This is a genomic window from Lysobacter sp. 05T417, assembly GCF_056396405.1.
Genome location: NZ_JBFTLK010000005.1, coordinates 182,913 through 207,199 on the forward strand (window position 1 = coordinate 182,913; position 24,287 = coordinate 207,199).

Genomic DNA, 24,287 nt, shown 5'->3' on the forward strand with positions numbered 1-24,287 from the left:
CCGCCTGAACCAGGGGCCGCACCGGAGCCGTCATGGCCGGGCGGCAGCAGGATTCAAACGCCACAGCGTTGGGAGTCGTCCGTGCGCAACCATCGTCGAATTGGCCTTCTCATGGTCCTGTTGTCGCTGGCGGCATGCTCCGGCGACAAGACGCCCGCGCCGGCTGCCACAGCGCCGGCACCCGCTCCGGTCGCGCCGGCTGCCGCGCCCGCCGCCACACCCGCTGCGGCGCCTGCGGCCTCCACGTCGTTCAGCAAGGAAGAGCTCGACCAGATGGTCGCGCCGATCGCGCTCTATCCCGATCCGCTGCTGGCGCAGGTGCTGATGGCGGCGACCTATCCGGGCAACGTCGCCGATGCCGCGGCGTGGTCGAAGGCGAATCCGAACGCCAAAGGCGATGACGCGGTCAAGCAGGTCGCCTCGCAGCCGTGGGATCCAAGCGTGCAGGCGCTGGTGGCCTTCCCGCAGGCGCTCGACACGCTTGGCCAGGATCCGGCCTGGGTGCAGCGCCTGGGCGACGCGTTCCTGGCCCAGCCCGATGCCGTGATGGATGCCGTGCAGCGGCTCCGCCGCCAGGCCCAGGCCGCCGGCAACCTCTCGTCCAACCAGTACCAGAACGTCACCGTGCAGGCCGCGCCGGCAGCCGCGCCCGCGCCCGCCGCAGCGCCATCCGACGGTGGCACCACGGTCATCCAGGAAGCACCGCCGCCGGCCGAGCAGACGATCATCATCGAGCCGAGCGACCCCGAAGTCGTCTACGTGCCGTCGTACAACCCGACCCAGGTCTATGGCAACTGGGCGTATCCGTCCTATCCGCCCGCGTACTACCCGCCATCGCCGGGCTACTACGCCGGCAGCGCACTGATGGCCGGTCTCGCCTTCGGCACCGGTATCGCCGTCACCAATGCGTTGTGGGGCGACTGCAACTGGGGCAGCAACGACGTCGACATCAACGTCAACCGCTACAACAACATCAATACCAACCGCACCATCAACAACAGCAACTGGCAGCACAACTCGCTCAACCGCGATGGCGTGCCGTACCGCGACAACGCCAGCCGCGAGCGCTACGGCCGGCAGATGGATGGCGCGCAGAACCGCAACCAGTTCCGCGGCGACGACCCGGCCCGCGCCGACGCCCGCAACCGCGCCCGCAGTTCGATGGAGAATCGCGGGATCGACTCGCCTGCCGCGAGCAACCGCGAAGCGCGCGATCGCGCACAGGCGGCCAATCGCGACCTGCGCAACAATCCGCAGGCGCGCGACCGCGTGCAGGGCGGCGGTGCGCAGACGCGCGATGCGCAACGCGAGCGCGCCCAGTCCGCCGCGCAGCAGCATGCGGCGCGCGACCGTTCCAAGCCGACCGACCTCGGGGGCAACCGCCCCAATGCCGCGCAGGACCTTGCCTCGCGCGACCGCTCGCACAACGCCGATCGTGACCGCGCCCGCACCGCCGCCGGCGGCGGCACCGGCAACCGCACCCAGGCCGATCGCCAGCGCGCCCAGCAGACCGCGCAGAATCGCCAGCAACAGCGCCCGCAACAGCAGCAGCACCGGCAGACGCAGGGCAACAACCAGGCCCGGCAGCAGGCGCGCACGCAGCACGCGTCGCGGCAGTCGCCCAGCAACAACGCTTTCGCCGGCGCGCACAATCCGCAGCAGTCGCGCGCGCAGGCCAATCGCGGCGGTGCCAGCCATGCTTCGGCCCAGCGCTCGCAGCAGCATCGCGGCGGAGGTGGCGGCGGTGGTGGTGGTCATCAGGTGTCACGTCAATCCCATCCGCCGCAACGCCAGGGTGGCGGCGGTCGTGGTCGCTGAGGGGGACTCATCCATGAAATCCGTCCTGCGCATGCTTCCTGTAGCGATGCTGGCACTGCTGGCCGTGCCGGCATGGGCGCAACAGGCCTACCCCACGCCCGACGCGGCTGCCGAGGCATTCGTCGCCGCGCTCGGCACGCAGCGCGCCGACGAGCAGAAACTCGCGGCGCTGCTGGGGAACGACTGGCGCGAATACATCCCGATCGCCGGCGTCGACCGCAGCGATGTCGAGGCGTTCCTCAAGGGCTATCGCGAAAAGCACGTCATCCAGACCGGCAAGGACGGTCGCGCGCATCTGGCCGTGGGCAAGGACGCATGGACGCTGCCGATCCCGCTGGCCAAGGGCAAGGGCGGCTGGGCATTCGACACCCATGCCGCGACCGAGGAGATCCGCGTGCGCCGCATCGGCCGCAACGAGGACGACACGATCGAATCGGAACTGGCCTACCACGACGCGCAGACGGAATACGCGCTGGTGGATCGCGACGGCGACGGCGTCCTCGAGTACGCGCAGAAAGTGCTCAGCACCGATGGCCTGCACGATGGCCTGTACTGGGCCGACGACGACAGCGGCCAGGTCAGCCCGCTGGGGCCGTTGTTCGCCGACGCCGAGCCTGGCAGCGACTGGCATGGCTACCACTTCAAGATCCTGGCCGCGCAGGGGCCGTCGGCGCCGGGCGGCGCCTACAGTTACCTGCTGGGCAAGAACATGAGCCGCGGTTTCGCCCTGGTCGGCTGGCCGTCGAAGTACGGCGATACCGGCGTGATGACCTTCATGATCAGCCACGAAGGCGATGTGTTCGAGAAGGACCTCGGCCCTGACAGCGAGAATCTCGCCAAGGCGATGACGAAGTTCGATCCGGACAGCAGCTGGAAGGAAGTGAAGCCGGACGTCGCGGCGGCTGCGTCGAAATGAGCAGCCCTTCTCCCGCTGGCGGGAGAAGGTGCCTGCGGGCGGATGAGGCAGGCCCCTCGTCCCGCGCCTCTCCCGCCAGCGGGAGAGGGGGAAAGTCGGATTACTTCAGCGTCCGCTCAAACAACTCATAGATCCGGCGGTACTCGTCGTACCAGCTGTCCGGGTGCGTGAAGGTGTGACGCTCCATCGGGTACGGTGCGATCTCCCACTTGTCCTTGCGCAGCTCGATCAGCTTCTGGCTGAGCATCACCGAGTCCTTGAAGAACACGTTGTCGTCGATCATGCCGTGCGCGATCAGCAGGTTGTCCTGCAGGCCGCCGGCGAACTCGATCGGTGACGACACCTTGTACGCCTGCGGATCAAGCTCGGGCGTGTTGAGGATGTTGCTGGTGTACTCGTGGTTGTACTGCGACCAGTCGGCGACCGGGCGCAGCGCCGCGCCGGCCTTGAACGTGCCCGGCGAGCGGAACAGCGCCATGAACGTCATGAAGCCGCCGTAGCTGCCGCCGTAGATGCCGGCATGGTCCTTGTCGCCGCCCTTGTTGGCGACCAGCCAGTCCAGGCCGTCCAGGTAATCCTCGAGCTCCGGATGGCCCATCTGGCGGTAGATCGCCGTGCGCCAGTCGCGTCCGTAGCCTTCGCTGGCGCGATAGTCCAGGTCGAGCACGATGTAACCCTGCTGCACCAGCAGGTTGTGGAACATCTGCTCACGGAAGTAGTTCGGGTAGCGATCCGACACGTTCTGCAGGTAGCCGGCGCCGTGCACGAACATCACGATCGGATACTTGCGCGAGGGGTCCGGATTCTTCGGGCCGTAGTACTTGCCCCAGACCACGCCGGCGCCGTGCTTGCTGGGCACCTGCACGTACTCGGGCTTGATCCATTCGCGCGCCTTGAACTCCGGCTTGCGCGTGTCGGTCAGCTGCACCAGGCCGTTGCCGCTGGTGTTGACCACCGCCAGCTGCGGCGGCATGTAGCTTTCGGAATGGCGCACCAGCACCTTGGAGCCGTCCGGCGACAGCGAGAAGTCCTCGACGCCGTCGAGCGAGGTCACTTCGCGCACGTCGCCGCCGTTGCGATCGACCGCGCAGACTTCATAGTCGCCCGGCCACTTGCGGTTGCAGACGAAGTAGAAGCTGCGGCCGTCGTTGGACAGCTGCGGCGCCGACACTTCCCACTTGCCCGAGGTCAGGGCGCGCGACTTGCCGCCGCCGTCGTTGACGTACAGGTGCGAGTAACCGCTGCGCTCGGACAGGAACCACAGCGCACCATCGTTGGTCCAGCCGAAGTCGTTGAAGCCCCAGTTGATCCAGGCCGGGTCGGTGAGGCGGTCGCGCAGCGCGAGCTTCGCATCGCCGCCTGCCGGTGCGATCGTGGCGATCCAGCGGTCCTTGTTGTCGACCGCGCGGATCAGCACCGCGGCCTGGCGGCCGTCGCTGCTCCAGTGGATCGCCGGGCCGGTGCCGTCGCCATCGGTCTCGATGCGGACCGCGCGATTGCCCTTGAGCGGGTCCTGCTTGGCGGCCTTGCGCATCGCCGCCAGCGGGTCGTCCTGGATGCCGGGCAGGGTGTCGAACTTCAGCTCGGTCGCCTTCGATGCGTTGACATCGACCAGCCACAGCTTGTGCGCCACCGGCGCGTTGCGGCCGACGCGGACACGCACGTCCTCGAATTCCTCGTAACCCGATTCGGTCACGTACTTGGGCATCTTGCCGGCCTTGCCGTCGTCGGCGTCCTTGGCCGAGGTGACGACCAGCAGCCACTTCGCGTCCGGCGACAGTGCGCTGTCGACGATCTTGACGTCATCGCCGAGGTAGGTCGGCGCGGCGGCGCGGGTCGGGTCGGCCTGGCGCCACTGCTCGTTCTGCAGGCGCGCAGCTTCCTTCTGGGCGCGGTCGTTCTTGAGCGTGGCGATCATGTCGAGCTGGCGCGTGCGCAGGTCGTCTGCCTTCGGCGCGGCCGCCGGGTCCTTCTCGGCTTTCACGACCGCCGCCTGCGCGGTGCCCTGGCCGGCACGCCACTGATACCAGTCGTTGCCGCTGCGGAAGACCAGGTTGCCGTCGCTGCTCCACTGCGGCGTGGCCTCGTCGTCGTTGCTGCGCGTGACCTGGGTCAGCGCACCATTGCGCAGGTCGCGGACGAACACGTCGCCATTGCGCACGAACGCCATGCGCGTGCGCTGTGCGTCGAGCACCGGCTGGGCGGCATCGAGGTCGGTCCGTGCGGCGCCGTCGAGACGGGCAGCGGTACCGCCGGCGATGCCCTGCTGCCAGGTGTCGCGGATCGTCTCGCCTTCGCGGCGCAGCAGGTACTGCACGCGCTGGCCATCCCATGACCACCAGGCCTGGTCGACCGGCGGCCCGATCCAGTCCGGGTCGGCCATGGTCTGGGCCAGGGTCAGCGGGCTGGGGGGCGTCTGTGCGTGGGCGCTGGAAAACAGCAGCGTCGACAGGGTCAGGGCAGTGGCAAGCGGCGTAAGGCGCATTGGGTCGGGACCGGGCGTATGGACAAGGCGGGTGTGCAGCAAACCGCCGAAGCGTATCAGTCCGCGGGTTTGCCGGATCGGGTCATGCGTCATGGGAAACACTGAAGTGACCCGGGCGAACGTGACAGCCCCACATGCGCGGCGCACAATCATGTGCAAGAAGTCACGGAGTTGCACCGTGGACGCACTGTTGCTGTCGCGCATCCAGTTCGGCTTTGTCATCTCGTTCCACATCCTGTTCCCGGCCTTCACCATCGGCCTGGCGAGCTGGCTGGCCTTCGTCGAATGGCGCTGGCTGCGCACCCGCGACACGTCGTGGCGCGATCTGTATTTCTTCTGGACCCGGATCTTCGCCCTGTCGTTCGGCATGGGTGTGGTGTCGGGCATCGTCATGAGCTTCCAGTTCGGCACCAACTGGGCCACGCTCAGCGAGCAGGCCGGCAACATCCTCGGGCCGCTGCTCAGCTATGAAGTGCTGACCGCGTTCTTCCTGGAGGCGACCTTCCTCGGCGTGATGCTGTTCGGCTGGGGACGCGTCAGCGAACGCATGCATTTCCTCGCCACCTGCATGGTCGCGCTGGGCACGCTGATCTCCACGTTCTGGATCATCTCCGCCAACAGCTGGATGCAGACGCCGGCCGGCTACACCATCGTCGATGGCGTGTTCGAACCGGCGAGCTGGTGGCAGATCGTCTTCAACCCGTCGTTCCCGCTGCGCCTGGCGCACATGGTGCTGGCGGCCTTCATCACCACGTGCTTCGTGATCGGTGGCGTCGGTGCGTCGTACCTGCTGCGCGGCGTGCACGTCGAGGCGGGCAAGCGGATGCTGAAGGCGGCGGTGATCTTCGCGGCCATCACGGTGCCGACGCAGGTCATCGTCGGCGACCAGCACGGCCTGGTCGCGCTGGAACACCAGCCGATCAAGGTAGCGGCGATGGAGGGCCACTGGGATCACTATCCCAAGGGCGAAGGCGTGCCGCTGGTGCTGTTCGCCGTGCCCAATGAAAAGGCCGAGCGCAACGACTACGAGGTGGTGATCCCGAAGCTGGGCAGCGTGATCCTGACCCACACGCTTGACGGTGAGGTGCAGCCGCTGAAGTCGGTGCCGGCCAGCGAGCGACCGCCGGTGAAACCGGTATTCTATGCATTCCGGGTGATGGTCGGACTGGGCACGCTGATGCTGCTGCTGGCGATGGCGTCGCTGTGGATGCTCTGGCGCGGTCGCCTGTACCAGTCGCGGATCGTGCTGCTGGGCTGGAAGACGCTGATGCTCTCCGGCTTCGTCTGCATCCTCGCCGGCTGGTACGTGGTCGAGATCGGTCGCCAGCCCTATGTCATCTACGGCCTGTTGCGCACCGCCGACGCGGTCAGCCCGATCCTCGCCGCGGCCAGTGTGATGACCTCGCTGATCGTCTATGCGCTGGTGTATGCCATCGTCTTCGGCGCCGGCATCTGGTACCTGCGCAAGCAGGTGCTGAAGGGCCCGCTGCCGCACGAACCGCCGCAGCACACCGAAGGCGGCGACAAGACGCCGGCGCGGCCGCTGTCGGCAGCAGTGGACGACAGCGCGGTAGATGGCCGCACGGTTGCTGGCAGCACAGTTGAAAGCAGCCCGGAGGGCGCGTGATGGACATGGCGACCGTGCTGCCGGTGGTGTGGTTCGGCGTGATCGGATTCGGCGTACTGATGTACGTCGTGCTCGACGGCTTCGTGCTCGGCCTGGGCATCCTGGCGCCGTTCGCCGAAGACGAGCACCAGCTCGACCACATGATGAACACCGCCGCCCCGATCTGGGACGGCAACGAGACCTGGCTGGTGCTCGGCGGCGCCGGTCTGCTGGCGGCGTTCCCCAAGGCCTACGCGGTGGTGCTGTCGGCCTTGTACCTGCCGGTGCTGCTGATGCTGATCGCCCTGGTCTTCCGCGGCGTCGCCTTCGAGTTCCGCTTCAAGGCGCATCGCAGCAAGCCGGCCTGGGGTGCGGCGTTCTCGCTGGGCTCGATGCTGGCCGCCTTCGCCCAGGGCGTGATCCTGGGCTCGCTGGTCGAAGGCATGCCGCTGCAGGGCGGAAAGTACCTGGGCGGCGTGTTCGGCTGGTTCAGCCCGTTCTCGATGCTGACCGGCGTGGCCGTGGTGTTCGGCTACGCGCTGTTGGGCTCGACGTGGCTCATCCTCAAGACTGAGGGCCGCATGCAGCTGATCGCGCGCAGCCTGACCCGCCCGCTGGTGCTGGTCGTGGTCGCCTTCATGGGGCTGGTCAGCGCCTGGCTGCCGTTCCTGGACTCGCGGATCATGGCGCGCTGGTTCGACGGCCCGAACTTCTGGTGGCTGGCGCCAGTTCCGCTGCTGGCCCTGGCCAATGCGTTCGCCCTGTGGCGGGCGGCGATGCGCGAGGGCCGCGATGCCGCGCCGTTCCTGCTGACCCTGTGCTTCTTCGCGCTCGGCTTCGCCGGGCTGGTCCTGGGTATCTGGCCCAACATCGTGCCGCCGGCCCTGACGATCTGGGATGCGGCCTCGCCGCCGTCCTCGCAGGGCTTCGTGCTGGTCGGCCTGATCGTCCTGCTGCCGGCCATCCTGGGCTACACCTACTGGTCCTACAGCGTGTTCAGGGGCAAGGTCGCGGCGGACGCCGGCTACCACTGAGCCTTACCGACAGCTACGCAGAACCGGGCCGATGCAGGCGAAAAACCTGAACCTGTCGTTGTGCGCGTGCGCCACAACGACAGGTATGCTGTGTCCAACATCACGTTGCGGCCGTATTTGCCGCTGCTTTCGTCCGGACCGATGCAAGCCTACGTCTACAAGAGCCTCCGCAAGGCCGACACCTACGTGTACCTCGCCAAGCGCGACGACTTCGCGCGCCTGCCCGAACCGCTGCGTTCGCAGCTGGGGGCGATGCAGTTCGTCCTGGAATTGGCGCTGACGCCGGAACGCAAGCTTGCGCGCGGCGACGTGGCCGTGGTCCGGGAGAATCTGTCGGCGCGCGGTTTCCACCTGCAGTTCCCGCCGACCCAGGCCGATCCGATGACGGAGGACTGGGGCACCGATGCCTGAGCAGATTCCGCTGCGAACCTCACCACCGCCGCGACCCTCGCCGTCGCTGCCGATGCGGCTGGGCGGCCTGCTGGCCGGCGCGATCTCGCTGGGCCTGGTCGCCGGCCTTGGCGGCATCGTCGCCGTGCTGGCTGGCGTTGTGGCGCAACCGCTGGCGGCGCTGGCCGTGCGCGGCTGGCGCGATGGCGGCCTGCCGACACGCAGCGAGGCAGTGCGCGAGGCCGGTGTGCTGGCGCTGCTGTGGGCGGCGGCAGTCGCGGTCCTGGCCGCGGTCGTCGCCTGGCCGCTGTCTTCACTGCTGCAGACCGGGTCGCTGACTTCGGCGCTTGGCCTCAGTGCGGTCGTCGGTGTGGCCCTGCTCGGATTGTGGCGGCTGTGGCCGCTGTGGCTGGGCATGGAGCGCGAAGGCGGACCGCTGCGCGAGCACTGGCAGGCCCTGGGCGAACTCGAACTCAGCGCCTGGCGCGGCCTCGGCGTTGCCGCGATCGTGCTGGCGCTGGCCGCGGCGGTGCTGATGCTGGCCTGGCCGGGACTGCTCGGCGCCAGTACACGCTGGATCCTCGCCGTCGTGTTCGCACTGGCCGCACCGGGCCTGCACCTCGTCCTGCAGCAAGTGGCGCCGGCCGATCCGCTGCCGGGATTCGCCTACGACGATGACGAGGAAGAAGACGAGGAACCCGTTGCCCTCGTCGACGGCGAACCGCTGGCCCCGGCGCTGTACGCCGCGGCTCGCAGCGGTCGCGTTGAACGTGCGCTGGAACTGATCGAACTGGGCGCCGACGTCACCGCGCCGCCGCCGGCCGACGAGCGCGACCAGCGCAGCCTGGCCGTGCTCGCCGCGGTGCTGCCCGACCTGCGCCTGCTGCGCACGCTGATCGCCAACGGCATCGACCTCAATGCCACGCACGCCGGCATGAACCCGCTGCTGGCCGCCACCCGCGACAGCTGGCACGGGCGTCCGGACGCGGTCATGACCCTGCTTGCCAATGGCGCCGATCCGCGCCTGACCGACGCCGAGGGCAACACCCCGCTTCACCATGCCGCGCGCAGTTCCGACCCGGGCGTGGCGGCGCTGCTGCGCGATGCCGCGGCCGAGCTGGATCCGCTCAACCACGACGGTCTGTCGCCGCTCGGCGTCGCCTGCGCCGGCGGCAACTGGCGCCTGGCCAAGTTCCTGCTCGAGCGCGGTGCGCGCCCGGAGCCGGCCGGTGGCCAGCCGGTGCTGCTCGCCGCCGCCGGTGGCGACGAGGACGACGTCGCCGGCGTTGGCCTGCTGCTCAAGCACAAGGCGCGCGTGGACGGGCGTGACCGCCGCGGCCGCAACGCCTTGCACGAAGCCGCGTACGCCGGCCACCTCGACATTGCCGCGGCGTTGCTCGCCGCCGGCGCCGACGCCGATTCGCGCGACCTGGAAGGACGCAGCCCGGTGCTCGAAGCGGCACGCGGCGGCCATCTCGATCTGCTCGAACGCCTGCTCGCGCAACTGCCGCGCGGTGGCGCCGACGCCGCCCGGGCCATCGACAGCCGCGGCCGCAACGCGCTGGTGCTGGCGTGCATGGCCGAGTCGCCGTCTCCGGCGCTGGTGCAGCGCCTGCTTGATCTGGGCGTGGACGCCGAGCAACGCGACGCCGACGGCAAGCGCGCGATCGACCGCGCCGCCGAAGCCGGGCGCTGGTCGCTCGTGGCCGCGCTCGACCGCGCCTATCCGCTGCCGTCCGCGCTCAGCGAGGAAGGCGAGGACGATGCGCCGTTGCCCGATCGCGCGCCGACCGTGCTGCTGCGCGATGGCCTGCGCGACGGCCGCGCCGGAGAGCTGGGTGGACTTGCGCAGCTGCTCAGCGCCAGCGAACGCGGCGCGCTCCTGCACGACGACGAATCGGCGGTCTCCGCCACGCGCGTGGACTGGCTGCTGGCGCAGGGTGCCGATGCCGAAGCGCGCAACGCGGCCGGCGATACCCCGGTGATGGCATTGCTGGCACGCGGCGGCGACGCCCTGCCGTCGCTGCTGGCGTTGCTGCGCCGCGGCGCTTCACCGGCCGGTGCCGGTGGCTTCGCCCGCTTCCTCGCCGCCTGCCATGGCGGCGACGCCGACGGCGCAGCGGCGGAGTCGCTGGCGCTGGAACTGATCGAACGCGGCGCCGACCCGTTCGCGCGATCGCCCGCCGGCGATCCGGCGTTGGCGTTGGCGGTGCGGCTGGACTGGTCGCGCGTGGTCGAGCGCCTGCTCGCAATCGGCGTCGACCTCAATGCCCGCGACAGCCATGGGATGAGCGCGCTGCACTTGGCCGCCGCGCTGGGTCGCGACGGCATGCTCAAGCGCCTGGTGGCGCAGGGCGCCGCTCCCGACCTGGTGGCCGCCGACGGCCAGACCCCGTTGGGCGTGGCCCTGGCTTCGGGCCGGCGCGACCTTGCCGACTGGCTCGACTGGCGCGGCTGGCCGTTGCCGCGGCGTCCGCTGCAAGCGCAGGACGTGCCCGCGGCCGCGATCATGGGCGATGCCGACGCAGTGCGCCGCCTGCTCGACCTGGGCCTGGCGGTCGACGCGGTCGATGCGCAGGGCTGCACGGCACTGCTGCGTGCGTCCGGTGGCGGCCATCGTGCCGTCGTGGACCTGCTGCTGGCGCGCGGCGCCGACCCGAAGGCGACGGCCAATTCCGGCGCGACGCCGCTGTCGGCGGCGGTGAGCATGCGCCATGCAGAAATCGTCGATCGACTGATCGCTGCCGGCGCGCCGCTCGAACAGCGGTTGCCCGGTGACCTCACCGTGCTGATGGTGGCCTGCGCACTCGGACTGACCGACCTGGCCGCGCGCCTGCTCGCCGCCGGTGCCGACGTCCAGGCCTGCGATGCGCAAGGCCGCCAGGCGCTGCACTGCGCGGCGATGTACGGTTTCAATGCGCGTGAACGTTCGCGCCTGGTGGCGCTGTTCGACACGCTGCTGCTGGCCGGCGTCGACGCCGATCATCCGGCGGCCGGCGCCACGCCGCTGCTGCTGTTGCTGGGTGCGCGCGCCGAACCCGGCACGGGCGCCGACGAGGACGTGCTGATCGCCGGCATGCAGCTGCTGATCGACCACGAGGCCGCGCTCGACGCCAAGGACCCGCGTGGCTTCGGCCCGCTGCACCTGGCGGCGCTGCACGGCCTGCTGCGCGTGGTCCAGTTCCTGATCCGCGCCGGCGCCGATCCGGACCTGCGCGACGCGCTCAACCGCACCCCGCGCGAGATCGCGGTGATGCGCGGTTTCATCGACATCGCCGCGGAGTTCGCGCCGCCGGCCTCAGGCCAGAACGTGTCGATGGCGCGCTTCCTGCGCGAACCGCGCTGACGCCTCGGCATTGCTCACGTCATCCCGGCGAACGCCGGGGTGACGTGGTTACTCCTCGTCCAGCACGTTCGCCTCGTTGCGCGTCGCATCGGCGATCTGGCCGAGCATGCCTTCGCCGAAGTCGGCGTTGAACAGTTCCTCCAGTTCGCGCCGCGCATCCTGCGTCGACTGCAGCAGCGCGTCCTCGTCGTCGCGGATCAGGTACTGCGCGCGCAGCAGCCGCTGGTCGTGCTCGCGGAAGCGTTCTGCGTGGTCGCGCGCCACGTCTTCCGGCAGGCCCAGTTCGACCAGCACCTTCTCGCCCATGCGCAGGCTGCTGTAGAAGGTTTCGCGCAGCGCCCGCGCGCCCAGGTCCATCAGCTCCCAGGCGTGGCGGCGGTCGCGCGCGCGTGCGAACACCGTCGCCTCCGGATACAGGCGGCGGATGGTGCTCACGGTGTGCAGGTTCTCCTCGACGCTGTCGATGGCGACCACGAACACCTTGACGTTGGCCGCACCGGCCGAGCGCAACAACTCGCTCTTGGCCGGATCGCCGTAGTAGACCGGGTTGCCGAAGCGCCGCACGAAGTCGACCTGGTCGGCGCTGTGCTCGATGCCGATAAACGGAATCTTCTGTGCCACCAGCAGTCGCGCGACGATCTGGCCGAAGCGGCCGAAGCCGGCGATCATCACCTGCGGCTGACCGTCGTCGGGGAAGGTGTCGAACTCGCGCTCCTGCTTGCGCGTGCGGTTGGAGGCCAGAATGCGTCCGATCGCGATCAGCAGCAGCGGCGTCAGCGCCATCGACACGCCCACCGCAGCAGCCAGGCGGTCGCGCACCGGGTCGTCGATCAGGCCGGCCTTCACGCCTTCATTGAAGACCACGAAGGCGAACTCGCCGCCCAGCGCCAGCACACCGCCCAGCTTCAGCGCCGCGCGCGGATCCAGCCCGCCCGGTCGCCGCCCGATCAGGTAGAGGATGGCGAACTTCACCACCATCAGCACGGCCACCAGGCCGGCGATGATCCACGGTTCCGAGAGTACGCGCTGCAGGTCGATGCTCATGCCCACGGCGATGAAGAACAAGCCGAGCAGCAGGCCCTTGAACGGATCGATCTGCGCTTCCAGTTCGTGGCGGAATTCCGAGTCGGCCAGCAGCACGCCGGCGATGAACGCACCCAGGCCGGCAGACAGCCCCGCGATCTGCATCAGCCATGCGCTGCCCAGCACCGTCAGCAACGCCGCGCCGGTGAACACCTCGGGCATGTTCGCGCGCGCGACCACGCGGAACACATGCCGCAGCAGCACGCGGCCGCCGATCACCAGCGCCGCCATTGCGCCGACGGCCTTGACCACCTCTTCCCAGCTGAACTCGGCGGCGCCGGCGCGGCCCAGCAGCGGGATCGCCGCCAACAGCGGGATCGCCGCAAGATCCTGGAACAGCAGGATGCCGAACGCGACACGACCATGGTCGGTGGTCAGTTCCTTGCGTTCCGACAGCAGTTGCAGACCCACCGCCGTGGACGACAGCGTCAGGCCGAGCCCGATGACGATCGCCGCCTGCCACGTCACGCCGGCGACCATCGACAAACCGCCCAGGGCCAGGCCGGTCAGCAGCACCTGCAGCCCACCGATGACGAACACCGGCTTGCGCATCACCCGCAGGCGCGCGGCCGACAGCTCCAGTCCGATCACGAACAGCAGCATCACCACGCCGATCTCGGCGGCAGTGAGCACGCGCTCGGCCTCGGTGACGACGCGGAAGCCGTACGGCCCCAGCGCCACGCCCGCGGTCAGGTAACCCAGCACCGCGCCCAGCCCGAAGCGGCGGAACACCGGCACCGCGATCACCGCGGCCAGCAGGAACACCAGAGCCAATTCAAGACCGCCGCTGTGCATGAGCACCTCCTGGACGCAGTATAGGTGGCGCGCATCGCATCCCGACTGCAGCGCCTTCACCCGGACCCACTGCGATGCGCCGGCAAGCGGCAAGGGCTTGCATGGAGCCCCGTTTCCGGTTCTGATCTTCGCAGCTCATGGATGGGGGAGATCGCATGGCAAGGCAGGGATGGCTGGCGCTGGCACTGGTGCTGCTGGGCACGGTGGCGCAGTCGCAGGCGCAAACGCGGTCGCGCGCGCCGGAGGAAGTGCGAAAGCAGATCGTGGTCACCATGCTGGTGACCGGTACGGTCGATATCGAACGCGATGGCAGCGTCAGCGGTCATGCCGTCGACAAGGCTGGCGCGTTGCCCCGACTCGTCGTCCAGCTGGTCGACAAGGCCATAGCGGCCTGGCGCTTCGAACCGGTGGTGGCCGCCGGCCAGGCGGTCGCGGTGCGCAACCCTTTCAGCCTCAGGGTCGTCGGCAACCAGGGCGATGACGGCGATTTCGCGTTGACGATCTCGGGCGTCAGTTTCGGCAAGGACAACGAGGGGATTCCGACCAAACGCGGCCGGCTGGCACCACCGCGTTACCCCGCGGGCATGGCGCGAGGCGGCATCGGCGGCACCGTCTATCTCATATTGCGGATCGGTCGCGACGGCAACGTCGAGGACGTCGCCGCACGCCAGGTCAATCTGCGTGTCGCCGCACGACCGGCGGAGATGGAGCGATTCCGCAACGAGTTCGCCGACGTCTGCGTCTCCAAGGCCCGCCAGTGGAAGTTCGATCCGCCGACGCAGGGTGGGGACGTCGACGCAGCGTCGTGGTCGGTGCAGGTTCCGGTCGACTTCTACGCACCGGATCGGCCGCCGCCGGGCTACGGGCAATGGGAAGCCTACGTGCCCGGCCCACGTCTGGCGGTGCCGTGGCGGGACAACGCAGACGACGCGCGCGATCCCGTCGACGCGATCGCCGCCGGCGGCATCTATTCCGACAACGACACTGGCCCGCGCCTGCTGACACCGGCAGGGCAGGGGTAGGAGACGCCAATGAAATTCATCCGATGGATTGCGACGTTGAGCCTGATGTTCTGGTTCACCGCTGCCCTGGCCGCCGGCCCCGCTGCGGTGCGCAAACAGGTCGAATCGACGCTGCTGGTGGCTGGCATGATCGACATCGAGCCCGACGGCAGCGTCAGCGGCTACACCCTCGACCGCGGCGCGGAGTTGCCGCCAGTGGTCACCGCGCTGCTCGACAAGGCCACCCCGGGCTGGAAGTTCGAGCCCGTCGAGATCGCAGGCAAGCCGGCGAGGGTGCGTACCGCGATGAGCGTCCGCCTGGTGGCCAGGCGCGCCGCAACGGGCGACGGTTTTGATGTCCGCATCGCCGCCGGAAACTTCGGCAATCCGAACGAGGAAGGATCCCTCGCGAGCGCATCGTTGAAGCCGCCGGCTTATCCGATGGACGCCGCGAGCGCAGGCGTCTACGGCACGGTCTATTTGATTGTCCGCATTGGCCGCAACGGCAACGTCGAGGACGCCATCGCCGAACAGGTCAACATGAAGGTCATCGACAGCGAGGCCGGGCTGGAGCGCTGGCGCCGCGTGCTGGCGAAGGCGGCGGTGCGCGGTGCGAGCGCCTGGACGTTCACCCCGCCGACGCGCGGCGACGAAGTCGATGCCCCATTCTGGCTGGCGCGCGTTCCGGTCGACTTCGTTGCCCACGACGCCAAACCGCTGAAGTACGGCGAGTGGGAGGCGTACGTCCCGGGCCCAAGGCAAAGCGCGCCATGGATTGGCGCAATGGATACCTCACTGGGCGCCGATGCGGTCGCCAATGGCGCCATCCAACCGTTGGGGACCGGGCCGAAACTGCTTACCCCGATCGGCGGCTGACACTGCGGATCACCAACAAAAACGCCCCGCATCGCGGGGCGTTTTCGTTACGGCGGGCGCCGGACTCAGCGCTTCATCGAACTGAAGAACTCGTCGTTCGACTTGCTCGTCTTCATCTTGTCGAGCAGGAACTCCATCGCGCCGATCTCGTCCATGCCGTGCAGCAGCTTGCGCAGGATCCAGATCTTCTGCAGCAGTTCCGGCTCGATCAGCAGGTCCTCGCGGCGGGTGCCCGAACGGTTGATGTTGATCGCCGGGTAGACGCGCTTCTCGGCGATACGACGGTCCAGGTGCACTTCCGAGTTGCCGGTGCCCTTGAACTCTTCGTAGATCACCTCGTCCATCTTGCTGCCGGTATCGATCAGCGCGGTGGCGATGATGGTCAGCGAGCCGCCTTCTTCAACGTTGCGCGCGGCACCGAAGAAACGCTTCGGGCGGTGCAGGGCGTTGGCGTCGACACCACCGGTCAGGACCTTGCCCGACGACGGCACGACGTTGTTGTAGGCACGGGCCAGGCGGGTGATCGAGTCGAGCAGGATGACCACGTCGCGCTTGTGTTCGACCAGGCGCTTGGCGCGCTCGATCACCATTTCGGCGACCTGCACGTGGCGCGCGGCCGGCTCGTCGAAAGTCGAGGAGACCACTTCGCCGCGCACGGTGCGCTGCATCTCGGTCACTTCTTCCGGGCGCTCGTCCACCAGCAGCACGATCAGGTGCACGTCCGGGTGGTTGTGCGTGATGGCCGTGGCCACCTGCTGCATCATCATCGTCTTGCCGGCCTTGGGCGGCGAGACGATCAGGGCGCGCTGGCCTTTGCCCTGCGGCGCCATCAGGTCGAGGATGCGGCCGGTGATGTCCTCGGTCGAGCCGTCGCCGCGCTCGAGGCGGAACTTGCGGCGCGGGAACAGCGGCGTCAGGTTCTCGAACAGGACCTTGTTCTTGCTCGCTTCCAGCGGCTCGCCGTTGATCGTGTCGACCACGGCCAGGGCGAAGTAGCGCTCGCCGTCCTTCGGCCAGCGGATGCGGCCCGACAGATGGTCGCCGGTGCGAAGGTTGAAGCGGCGGATCTGGCTGGGCGAGATGTAGGTGTCGTCCGGACCGGCCAGGTAGCTGGCCTCATGCGAGCGCAGGAAGCCGAAGCCGTCGGGCAGGATCTCCAGCACGCCGTCGGCGGCGACGCCTTCGCCGTGGCGGGTCAGGACCTTGAGCAGGGCGAAGATGACGTCCTGCTTGCGGGCACGGGCGACGCCTTCCTGGATCTGCAGGGTGTCGGCGAGGTCGAGCAGCTTGTTCGCCGGCATCCGCTTGAGGTCGCCCAGCGAGTACTGCGGGAAGCCCTCGGGGACCTGCGGGTGCGGGCGCGGCACGAACTGCTCGCCGTTGCCGCCGTCGTCCTCCATGCCACCCTGGAAGCGGTCGCGCTGGCGGTCACGGCGGTTGCGGAAGCGGTCGCGGCGGTTGTTGCGGCCTTCATCGCCGCCCTGGCCTTGCTGGCCCTGGCCGCCTTGGCCGCCCTGGCCCTGCTGGCCGCCATGGCCTTGCTGGCCCTGGCCACCCTGGTGCCGGTTTTGATTCTGGCCCTGATGCTGGCCACGCTGGCCTTGGCCGCCTTCGCCTTGCTGGGCGGGGGCGCCATCGGCGCGGGGTTCGGAGGGAGCGGCGGCCGGAGCGGGCGCGCTGGGAGCCGGGGCAGCCGGCGGCGGAGCTTCCGCACGCGGCGCCGGGGCGCTTTCGGATGGGGTCTGTGTGGCGGCGGCGTTGTCGGCTGCCTTGCTCACACGCGGCTTGCGCACGCGCTTTTCGGCGGTGTCGCCAGCGTCAGGGGTGTTATCGGACAAGCAGGGATTCCTCGCTGAGGCGAGCGCTCGCAGAGGGCGAGCGGGACGTCGGGGACGATTGGTTCAAGAAGGGGTGCGGCGCCGCGACAAGTCACGCGACACGTCTTACGGGAACGCCGGGTAGGACGAAACTAGCACTGCCACAGCGCGGCGGCAAGCGTCCGGACAGGGGGCGTTCACATCGCCGGGGCGGGCCGGCGGAGCTGCGCCCGCAGGGCGGACGCAGCCGGTGGGCTCGTTGCCAGGCCGGGGCCCGGCCTCAGAGCGCCTTGTCGATCATCTGGCTCAGCTGGGCCTTGCCCACCGCGCCGATCTGGGTGGCCTGGACCTGGCCGTTCTTGAACAGCAGCAGCATCGGGATCGAGCGCACGTGGTACTTCATCGCCGTGTTGCGGTTGTGGTCGACATTGACCTTGGCGATCTTGACCTTGCCCTCATAGGTGGCGGCCAGCTCGTCCAGGGCCGGGGCGATCATCTTGCACGGGCCGCACCATTCCGCCCAGAAGTCCACCAGGACCGGTTCGGACGACTGCAGCACGGCGGCATCGAAATCGGCATCGCCGACGTGCAAAATTTTCTCGCTCACGGGGTTCTCCTGCGGGTTGGATCGACGGCCGGGGGGCGGCACGGGCCGCCGGCCCGGCTGGGGCCGGCCCGGAACCGGCGGTGCCGGATCGGGCGTTACGGTAAACTGGGGCGTTTCGCGGCGACTTCAAGCCCGCCGCCGATACCGAACCTAGCCGGCACCCATGAGGAATGACCCTCTCAGGGACCGGCCCCGGCAGTCTGCGATGGCGGACGCCACCCACGCAAGCGCACCGGTGCAAAACTGCATGCTGCAGGTAGCACGGTCCCGCGGACAGACTGAATCTGATGAGCGACAAGCCCCTAACCGATATTTCCTTCTCCACCTTCGACCTGCATCCGAGCCTGCTGGCCGGACTCGAGGCCGCAGGTTTCACCCGCTGCACGCCGATCCAGGCGCTGACGCTGCCACTCGCGCTCAATGGCCGTGACGTCGCCGGCCAGGCCCAGACCGGCACCGGCAAGACGCTGGCGTTCCTGGTCGCGGTGATCAACCGGCTGCTGACGCGTCCGGCCCTGGCCGAACGCAAGCCCGAGGACCCGCGCGCGCTGATCCTGGCGCCGACGCGCGAACTGGCGATCCAGATCCACAAGGACGCGGTCAAGTTCGGCAGCGACCTGGGCCTGAAGTTCGCCCTGGTGTACGGCGGCGTCGACTACGACAAGCAGCGCGAGCTGCTGCAGAAGGGCGCCGACGTCATCATCGCCACCCCCGGCCGCCTGATCGACTACGTCAAGCAGCACAAGGTCGTGTCGCTGCACGCCTGCGAGATCTGCGTGCTCGACGAAGCCGACCGCATGTTCGACCTGGGCTTCATCAAGGACATCCGCTTCCTGCTGCGCCGCATGCCGATCCGCACCGAGCGGCAGACGCTGCTGTTCTCGGCCACGCTCAGCCATCGCGTGCTGGAGCTGGCGTACGAGCACATGAACGAGCCCGAGAAGATCGTCGTCGAGACCGAGTTCATCACGGCCGCGAAGGTCCGCCAGAAGGTCTACTTCCCGGCCGACGAAGAGAAGATCCCGCTGCTGCTGGGCCTGCTGTCGCGCAGTGAAGGCGCGCGCACGATGGTGTTCGTCAACACCAAGGCGTTCGTCGAGCGCGTCGCACGTTCGCTCGAGCGTGGCGGCTACCGCGTCGGCGTGCTGTCGGGCGACGTGCCGCAGAAGAAGCGCGAGTCGCTGCTCAACAAGTTCCAGAAGGGGCAGCTCGAGATCCTCGTCGCCACCGACGTGGCCGCGCGCGGCCTGCACATCGACGGCGTCTCGCATGTCTACAACTACGACCTGCCGTTCGATGCCGAGGACTACGTCCACCGCATCGGCCGCACCGCGCGCCTGGGCGCCGAGGGCGACGCGATCAGCTTCGCCTGCGAGCGCTACGCGATGTCGCTGCCGGACATCGAGGCCTACATCGAGCAGAAGCTGCCGGTAGTGGCGGTCGAGCCCGACCTGCTGGTTGCGCTGCCGCGCGCGCCGCGCGAAGTGCCGGCCGGCGAGCCGGGCGAAGAAGAAGAGAGCATTGGCGCGATCTTCAAGGAAGCGCGCGAGCAGCGTGCGGCCGACGAGGAGCGTCGTGGTGGTGGTCGCAGTGGCGGCGGTCGCAGCGGCAGTGGCGCCGGTGGCCCGCGTCGCAGCAGCGGTGGTCGCAGCGATGGTCGCCCTGGCGAGCGCCGTGAAGGCGGCGCGCCGCGTGGCGAGCGCAAGCCGCGCGCGGCCGCAGCCATGGCCGAAGGCGGTGCAGCCGTTATCGCCGCGCCTGTCGCTGCGGCGGTCACGGCGCCGACCCCGGGCCTGGACGATGCCGAGCGCGCACCGCGCAAGCGCCGTCGCCGTCGCGGTGGCAAGCGCGTGGAGGGCAATGGCGAGGCCACGGCCGCCGTCGCCACGCCGTCGGGCAAGGCCACCCAGGTGCATGCACAGAAGCCGAAGGCCGGTGCCGCGTCCGCCGAGAAGCCGGGCCTGCTCAACCGCATCGGCCGCAGTCTCAAGTCGCTGATCACCCGCGCACCGCGCAGCCAGCACTGAGCCTTGAGCCCCTCTCCCGCGTGCGGGAGAGGGGTTGGGGTGAGGCAGTAGCACGGCGCCGCAAGTGGCGCTCTCATCCGCCCTCCGGGCACCTTCTGCCGCACGCGGGGGAACGGACGCGTCTGTGCCAACCGGATCACCGTCGCGGTTTTCGCCCCGCCGCTGGCCTTCCTTGCCCGCGCCGCCGATACTTGGCGGCATCAGCAAGCACCGGTGAGCGATGAGCGTCCTGCGCTTCGACAATGTCAGCAAGCGATACAGCGGCGGCCACGACGCGCTGAGCGAAGTGAGCTTCGAAGTGGCGCCGGGCGAGATGTTGTTCGTGACCGGCCATTCCGGTGCCGGCAAGAGCACCCTGCTCAAACTCATCCATCTCTCCGAACGGCCCAGCCGCGGCGCGGTGCTGTTCGGCGACCGCAACCTGCTCAAGGTGCGCGGGCGTCGCATCGCCCTGCACCGGCGCGAAGTCGGCGTTGTCTTCCAGGACCATCGCCTGCTCGCCGATCGCAGCGTCGCCGACAACGTCGCCCTGCCGCTGATCCTGCGTGGCCTACGCCGTGGCGATATCGGCAAGCGCGTGCGCAGCGTGCTCGACAAGGTCGGCCTGGGCGCTCGCGCCGAGGCATTGCCGACGCAGCTGTCGGCCGGTGAGCAGCAGCGTGTCGGTATTGCCCGCGCCATCGTCGGCGAACCGCGCCTGCTGGTCGCCGACGAACCCACCGGCAATCTCGACCCCACCTTGTCGGCGGAGATCATGGCGCTGTTCGAGTCGCTGCCCGAGCGCGGCACCAGCGTGCTGGTCGCCAGCCACGACCTGGCGCTGGTCAAACGCATGAAGAAGCGCGTGCTCGTGCTCAACCAGGGCCGCCTGGTCGATGACATCTCGCCCGAGGACCTGGCCCAGTGAGCGCCACGTCGCCGGACGCGGCCAAGCCGCAGCCCGCAGCCGCCAAGCCGCGCCCACAGGCGCCGCGTTCGCGCCTGGGTACCTGGTTCGACCATCATCTCTACAGCCTCGTCGCCAGCCTCGGCCGGATGTTCCACAAGCCCTGGGCGACCGCACTCACCATTGGCGTGATGGCGGTGGCGATCACTCTGCCGCTGGGCCTGTGGGCGGCGCTGGGCAACATCGAACGCTTCACCGGCTCGGTGCAGCAGGCGCGCCAGATCAGCCTGTTCCTCAAGCCCTCGGTTGCGCTCGACCGCGCCCGTGCGCTCGCCGACGAGCTGCGCGGTCGCGCCGATGTCGCCGCGCTCGAACTGCGCACGCCCGAGCAGGGCATGCAGGAACTGCGTGAGCGCAGCGGCCTGGGCGACGCGATATCCGCGGTCACGTCCGATGAAGGCGAGGGCAATCCGTTGCCGAGCGTGCTGATCGTCAGCCCGAAGGGCGACGAGGCCCAACTAGCCGCATCGCTGGAGAACCTGCCCGAAGTCGACGTCGTCCAGCACGATGCCGGCTGGCGCCAGCGCCTGGACAGCTGGCTGCGTTTCGGCGTGCGCCTGGCCTGGGTGCTGGGCATGCTGCTGGGCCTGGGCGCGCTGCTGGTGGTCGGCAACACCGTGCGCCTGGACATCCAGTCGCGACGCGAGGAAATCGCCGTGCTGCAACAACTCGGCGCCACCGACGGTTTCATCCGTCGCCCGTTCCTCTATCTCGGCCTGAGCTACGGTCTGGTTGCGGGCCTGATCGCGCTGGCCCTGCTCACCGCGGCCGACCTGGCGCTGCGCGTGCCGCTGGCCGACCTCGCCCGCAGCTACGGCAGCGGCTTCGCGCTGCAGGGTTTCGACCTGGCGCATGCGGGTGCGATTGTTTTCGGGTCCGGCCTGCTCGGCTGGATCGGCGCCGGTTTCGTTACCGGTCATTACCTGCGCCAGACCCGGCCCATTTCGTAAGTGATCCAGGCATGAGTTCCCACGACCTTCGACACCTCGCCAGCACCGCGCCGCGGATCATGGTCGTGGACGGTTCCAAGCTGGTGCGCAAGCTGATCGGCGACGTGCTCACGCGCGAACTCGCCGACGCGGTGGTCGTGCCGTGCGCGGGCATCGCCGAAGCACAGGCGGCGCTGGCCGAAGGCCCGGTCGATCTGGTCACCACATCGCTGTCGCTGCCCGACGGCGACGGCATCGCCCTGGCGCGCGCCGTGCGCGAGTCGGCCGGTCAGGCCTACGTGCCGATCATCGTCGTCTCCGGCGACGCGCAGTCGCACCTGGAATCGCGCAGCTTCACCGAAGACGTCACCGACTACTTCGACAAGGGCCTGGGCCACAGCGCACTGGCGGCCTTCATCCGCGGCTACGTGCAACCTCAGCCGATCCCGGGTGCGCGCGTGCTTTACGTCGAGGACAGCAAGGTCGTCGCCCTGGCGACCAAGCGCATGCTCGAACGCGCCGGCCTGAGCGTGCTGCACTTCATCGGTGTCGAAGAAGCGCTGGAGTTCCTCGAGACCCGTCGCGGCCAGGACGACATCGGCGCCGACCTGGTGCTGACCGACGTCTATCTGAAAGGCGCGCTCAGCGGCAACGACCTGCTCGAACGCCTGCGCCACGACTTCGGCCACGGCAAGCGCCGCCTGCCGGTGCTGGTGATGACCGGCGACGCCAATGCCCACAACCAGAGCGCGCTGCTGCGCGCCGGCGCCAACGACCTGGTGCTCAAGCCGATTGAAGAGCGCCTGCTGATCACCAAGACGCTGTTCCAGCTGCGCCTGTCGCGGCTGCCGGAGCAGGCGGCACTGGACGCATGAACGACGGCGGTGACCGCTCCGCCCGCGTCAGCCTCGAACCGTCCTGGAAGGAGCGGGTAGGCGACTACCTGCAACGTCCCGACATGCAGGCGCTGTCGAGCTACCTGCGTGAGCGCAAGGCCGCCGGCGTCAACGTCTATCCGCCGGGCCCCACCATCTTCGCCGCCTTCGACGCAACGCCGTTCGATGCGGTCAAGGTCGTCGTCCTCGGCCAGGACCCGTACCACGGCCACGGCCAGGCCCACGGTCTGTGCTTCTCGGTGCAGCCCGGCGTCGCCGTCCCGCCTTCGCTGCTCAACATCTTCAAGGAGATCGAGCGCGACCTCGGCATCGCCCGACCCGACCACGGCTGCCTGTTGCCCTGGGCGCAGCGCGGCGTGCTGCTGCTCAACGCGGTGCTGTCGGTGGAGGAAGGCAATGCCGGCGCCCACCAGGGCAAGGGCTGGGAGGGGTTCACCGACCACGTCGTCGAGACCCTCAACCGCGAGCGCGAGGGCCTGGTGTTCCTGCTCTGGGGCAGTTACGCCCAGGCCAAGGGCAAGGTCATCGATTCGCGCCGGCACCGGGTGCTCAAGGCGCCGCATCCCTCGCCGTTGTCGGCGCACCGCGGGTTCCTGGGCTGCGGGCACTTTTCGGCCGCCAACGAGTACCTGCAGCGGCGTGGCCAGGCCGGAATCGACTGGTCCCTGCCGCCCCGGTCCCAGCTGGCACTCTGACCCCGCCTGCGGCGCGATCCCGAACCTGAACGGTTCCATTGTTGCACTGCTGCAACAGTGCGGAACTTCCAGGGCCTTTAGCAGTCCTACAACCCGACTGCTAAGATGCCTGCCATGACCACGACGAGCTTTTCCAACAGCGGCCTTCCCAACAGCGGCCTGTCTACTGCCCTGGTCGCCAACAACATCCCCGTGCCGAGCGCGCTCGGCTCGCTGGACGCCTACGTCAACGCGGTGCACCGCATCCCGGTGCTGACCGTCGAGGACGAACAGGCGCTGGCCCGCCGTTTCCGCGAAGGCGAAGACCTCGACGCCGCCCGTGAGCTGGTGCACTCGCACCTGCGCTTCGTCGTGCACGTCGCCCGTGGCTACAACGGCTACGGCCTGCAGATCGGCGACCTGATCCAGGAAGGCAACATCGGCCTGATGAAGGCCGTGAAGCGTTTCGACCCCGATCAGGGCGTGCGCCTGGTGTCGTTCGCCGTGCATTGGATCCGTGCCGAGATGCACGAGTTCATCCTCAAGAACTGGCGCATCGTCAAGGTCGCCACGACCAAGGCGCAGCGCAAGCTGTTCTTCAACCTGCGCAAGTCCAAGACCCGCCTGGGCTGGATGAACGCCGAAGAAGTCCGTGCCGTCGCGCGTGATCTCAACGTCTCCGAGCGCGAAGTGCTGGAGATGGAATCGCGTCTGTCGGGCCGTGATATCGGCTTCGACGCGCCGGATGACGACGACGATGGCGCACCGCCGTCGCCGGTGGCCTACCTGCGCGCCGATGGCGAGGATCCCTCGCAGACCTACGAGCGCGAAGACGAGGAAGACGGTCACCTGGCGCTGCTGCGCGAAGGCCTGTCGGAACTGGATGCGCGCTCGCGCGACATCATCAAGCGCCGCTGGCTCGACGACGAAAGCAAGATCACGCTGCAGGAGCTGGCCGACGAGTACGGCGTCAGCGCCGAACGCATCCGCCAGATCGAAGCCAACGCGCTCAAGAAGATGCGCGCGCTGTTCGCGGCGTAA

General features: G+C 69.0%; 18 protein-coding genes. 14 read left to right on the forward strand and 4 right to left on the reverse strand.

Annotation, left to right across the window (positions count from 1 at the left end; all coding sequences use genetic code 11):
* The first annotated feature begins 111 nt into the window (after positions 1-111).
* Both AC1DER_RS10475 and AC1DER_RS10480 read left to right on the forward strand, forming a co-directional pair.
* A complete protein-coding gene (locus AC1DER_RS10475) occupies positions 112-1,818 on the forward strand; it encodes a DUF3300 domain-containing protein (protein ID WP_477357938.1) in 1,707 nt (568 codons plus the stop codon).
* 13 nt (positions 1,819-1,831) lie between these two features.
* Positions 1,832-2,734, forward strand: coding sequence for a DUF2950 domain-containing protein (locus AC1DER_RS10480; RefSeq protein ID WP_477248457.1), 903 nt, complete (start codon positions 1,832-1,834; stop codon positions 2,732-2,734).
* 100 nt (positions 2,735-2,834) lie between these two features.
* On the opposite strand, the gene AC1DER_RS10485 is transcribed toward AC1DER_RS10480, so the two are convergent.
* Positions 2,835-5,219: a S9 family peptidase gene (locus AC1DER_RS10485; RefSeq protein WP_477248459.1), complete on the reverse strand. Its 2,385-nt coding sequence runs from the start codon at positions 5,217-5,219 to the stop codon at positions 2,835-2,837.
* Positions 5,220-5,397: 178 nt separating this feature from the next.
* Between AC1DER_RS10485 and AC1DER_RS10490 the strand changes: the two genes are divergently transcribed.
* The 4 genes from AC1DER_RS10490 (at position 5,398) to AC1DER_RS10505 (ending at position 11,595) form a co-directional block, all read left to right on the forward strand.
* Positions 5,398-6,846 carry a cytochrome ubiquinol oxidase subunit I gene (locus tag AC1DER_RS10490; RefSeq protein WP_477248461.1) on the forward strand — a complete coding sequence of 483 codons (1,449 nt, stop codon included), beginning with the start codon at positions 5,398-5,400 and terminating at the stop codon, positions 6,844-6,846.
* Positions 6,846-7,859, forward strand: coding sequence for a cytochrome d ubiquinol oxidase subunit II (cydB, locus tag AC1DER_RS10495; RefSeq protein ID WP_441815441.1), 1,014 nt, complete (start codon positions 6,846-6,848; stop codon positions 7,857-7,859). Before AC1DER_RS10490 ends, cydB begins: the two co-directional genes overlap by 1 nt.
* 141 nt (positions 7,860-8,000) lie before the next feature.
* Entirely contained in the window at positions 8,001-8,270 is a 270-nt protein-coding gene (locus AC1DER_RS10500) for a YcgL domain-containing protein (RefSeq protein WP_477248463.1), read from the forward strand.
* 52 nt (positions 8,271-8,322) lie between these two features.
* Positions 8,323-11,595, forward strand: a complete 3,273-nt coding sequence (locus AC1DER_RS10505; RefSeq protein WP_477357991.1) for an ankyrin repeat domain-containing protein — start codon at positions 8,323-8,325, stop codon at positions 11,593-11,595.
* A gap of 48 nt (positions 11,596-11,643) precedes the next feature.
* Here AC1DER_RS10505 and AC1DER_RS10510 read toward each other — a convergent pair whose 3' ends face one another.
* Positions 11,644-13,473, reverse strand: coding sequence for a monovalent cation:proton antiporter-2 (CPA2) family protein (locus AC1DER_RS10510; RefSeq protein ID WP_477248468.1), 1,830 nt, complete (start codon positions 13,471-13,473; stop codon positions 11,644-11,646).
* Positions 13,474-13,628: 155 nt separating this feature from the next.
* On the opposite strand from AC1DER_RS10510, the gene AC1DER_RS10515 reads away from it, so the two are divergent.
* Together AC1DER_RS10515 and AC1DER_RS10520 are read left to right on the forward strand one after the other, a co-directional pair.
* A complete protein-coding gene (locus AC1DER_RS10515) occupies positions 13,629-14,495 on the forward strand; it encodes an energy transducer TonB (protein ID WP_477248470.1) in 867 nt (288 codons plus the stop codon).
* Positions 14,496-14,504: 9 nt separating this feature from the next.
* Positions 14,505-15,350: an energy transducer TonB gene (locus tag AC1DER_RS10520; protein ID WP_441815437.1), complete on the forward strand. Its 846-nt coding sequence runs from the start codon at positions 14,505-14,507 to the stop codon at positions 15,348-15,350.
* Positions 15,351-15,415: 65 nt separating this feature from the next.
* Here AC1DER_RS10520 and rho read toward each other — a convergent pair whose 3' ends face one another.
* Entirely contained in the window at positions 15,416-17,188 is a 1,773-nt protein-coding gene (rho, locus tag AC1DER_RS10525; RefSeq protein WP_477248472.1) for a transcription termination factor Rho, read from the reverse strand.
* A gap of 259 nt (positions 17,189-17,447) precedes the next feature.
* On the reverse strand, positions 17,448-17,774 hold the full coding sequence (trxA, locus tag AC1DER_RS10530; protein WP_441815435.1) for a thioredoxin TrxA: 327 nt from the start codon (positions 17,772-17,774) through the stop codon (positions 17,448-17,450).
* A 287-nt stretch (positions 17,775-18,061) separates the two neighbouring features.
* Between trxA and rhlB the strand changes: the two genes are divergently transcribed.
* From rhlB to rpoH, 6 genes are all read left to right on the forward strand, one after another.
* Positions 18,062-19,801: an ATP-dependent RNA helicase RhlB gene (gene rhlB, locus AC1DER_RS10535; RefSeq protein ID WP_477357941.1), complete on the forward strand. Its 1,740-nt coding sequence runs from the start codon at positions 18,062-18,064 to the stop codon at positions 19,799-19,801.
* Between the two features lie 220 nt (positions 19,802-20,021).
* Positions 20,022-20,708: a cell division ATP-binding protein FtsE gene (gene ftsE, locus AC1DER_RS10540; RefSeq protein WP_441815433.1), complete on the forward strand. Its 687-nt coding sequence runs from the start codon at positions 20,022-20,024 to the stop codon at positions 20,706-20,708.
* Between the two features lie 74 nt (positions 20,709-20,782).
* Positions 20,783-21,697, forward strand: coding sequence for a permease-like cell division protein FtsX (gene ftsX / locus AC1DER_RS10545; protein ID WP_477248438.1), 915 nt, complete (start codon positions 20,783-20,785; stop codon positions 21,695-21,697).
* An 11-nt stretch (positions 21,698-21,708) separates the two neighbouring features.
* Positions 21,709-22,551, forward strand: a complete 843-nt coding sequence (locus tag AC1DER_RS10550; RefSeq protein ID WP_441815432.1) for a response regulator — start codon at positions 21,709-21,711, stop codon at positions 22,549-22,551.
* Positions 22,548-23,267, forward strand: a complete 720-nt coding sequence (gene ung, locus AC1DER_RS10555; RefSeq protein WP_477248427.1) for a uracil-DNA glycosylase — start codon at positions 22,548-22,550, stop codon at positions 23,265-23,267. The genes AC1DER_RS10550 and ung overlap by 4 nt, the downstream gene beginning before the upstream one ends.
* Positions 23,268-23,381: 114 nt before the next feature.
* A complete protein-coding gene (gene rpoH, locus AC1DER_RS10560; protein ID WP_477248429.1) occupies positions 23,382-24,287 on the forward strand; it encodes an RNA polymerase sigma factor RpoH in 906 nt (301 codons plus the stop codon).

Excerpts from the sequence above, each read along its gene's own strand:
- AC1DER_RS10475 (WP_477357938.1), top strand. The coding sequence starts at position 112 with ATGGTCCTGTTGTCGCTGGCGGCATGCTCCGGCGACAAGACGCCCGCG.
- AC1DER_RS10480 (WP_477248457.1), top strand. The coding sequence starts at position 1,832 with ATGAAATCCGTCCTGCGCATGCTTCCTGTAGCGATGCTGGCACTGCTG.
- AC1DER_RS10485 (WP_477248459.1), bottom strand. The coding sequence starts at position 5,219 with ATGCGCCTTACGCCGCTTGCCACTGCCCTGACCCTGTCGACGCTGCTG.
- cydB (WP_441815441.1), top strand. The coding sequence starts at position 6,846 with ATGGACATGGCGACCGTGCTGCCGGTGGTGTGGTTCGGCGTGATCGGA.
- AC1DER_RS10500 (WP_477248463.1), top strand. The coding sequence starts at position 8,001 with ATGCAAGCCTACGTCTACAAGAGCCTCCGCAAGGCCGACACCTACGTG.
- AC1DER_RS10505 (WP_477357991.1), top strand. The coding sequence starts at position 8,323 with ATGCGGCTGGGCGGCCTGCTGGCCGGCGCGATCTCGCTGGGCCTGGTC.
- AC1DER_RS10510 (WP_477248468.1), bottom strand. The coding sequence starts at position 13,473 with ATGCACAGCGGCGGTCTTGAATTGGCTCTGGTGTTCCTGCTGGCCGCG.
- AC1DER_RS10515 (WP_477248470.1), top strand. The coding sequence starts at position 13,629 with ATGGCAAGGCAGGGATGGCTGGCGCTGGCACTGGTGCTGCTGGGCACG.
- AC1DER_RS10520 (WP_441815437.1), top strand. The coding sequence starts at position 14,505 with ATGAAATTCATCCGATGGATTGCGACGTTGAGCCTGATGTTCTGGTTC.
- rhlB (WP_477357941.1), top strand. The coding sequence starts at position 18,062 with ATGAGCGACAAGCCCCTAACCGATATTTCCTTCTCCACCTTCGACCTG.
- ftsE (WP_441815433.1), top strand. The coding sequence starts at position 20,022 with ATGAGCGTCCTGCGCTTCGACAATGTCAGCAAGCGATACAGCGGCGGC.
- AC1DER_RS10550 (WP_441815432.1), top strand. The coding sequence starts at position 21,709 with ATGAGTTCCCACGACCTTCGACACCTCGCCAGCACCGCGCCGCGGATC.
- ung (WP_477248427.1), top strand. The coding sequence starts at position 22,548 with ATGAACGACGGCGGTGACCGCTCCGCCCGCGTCAGCCTCGAACCGTCC.
- rpoH (WP_477248429.1), top strand. The coding sequence starts at position 23,382 with ATGACCACGACGAGCTTTTCCAACAGCGGCCTTCCCAACAGCGGCCTG.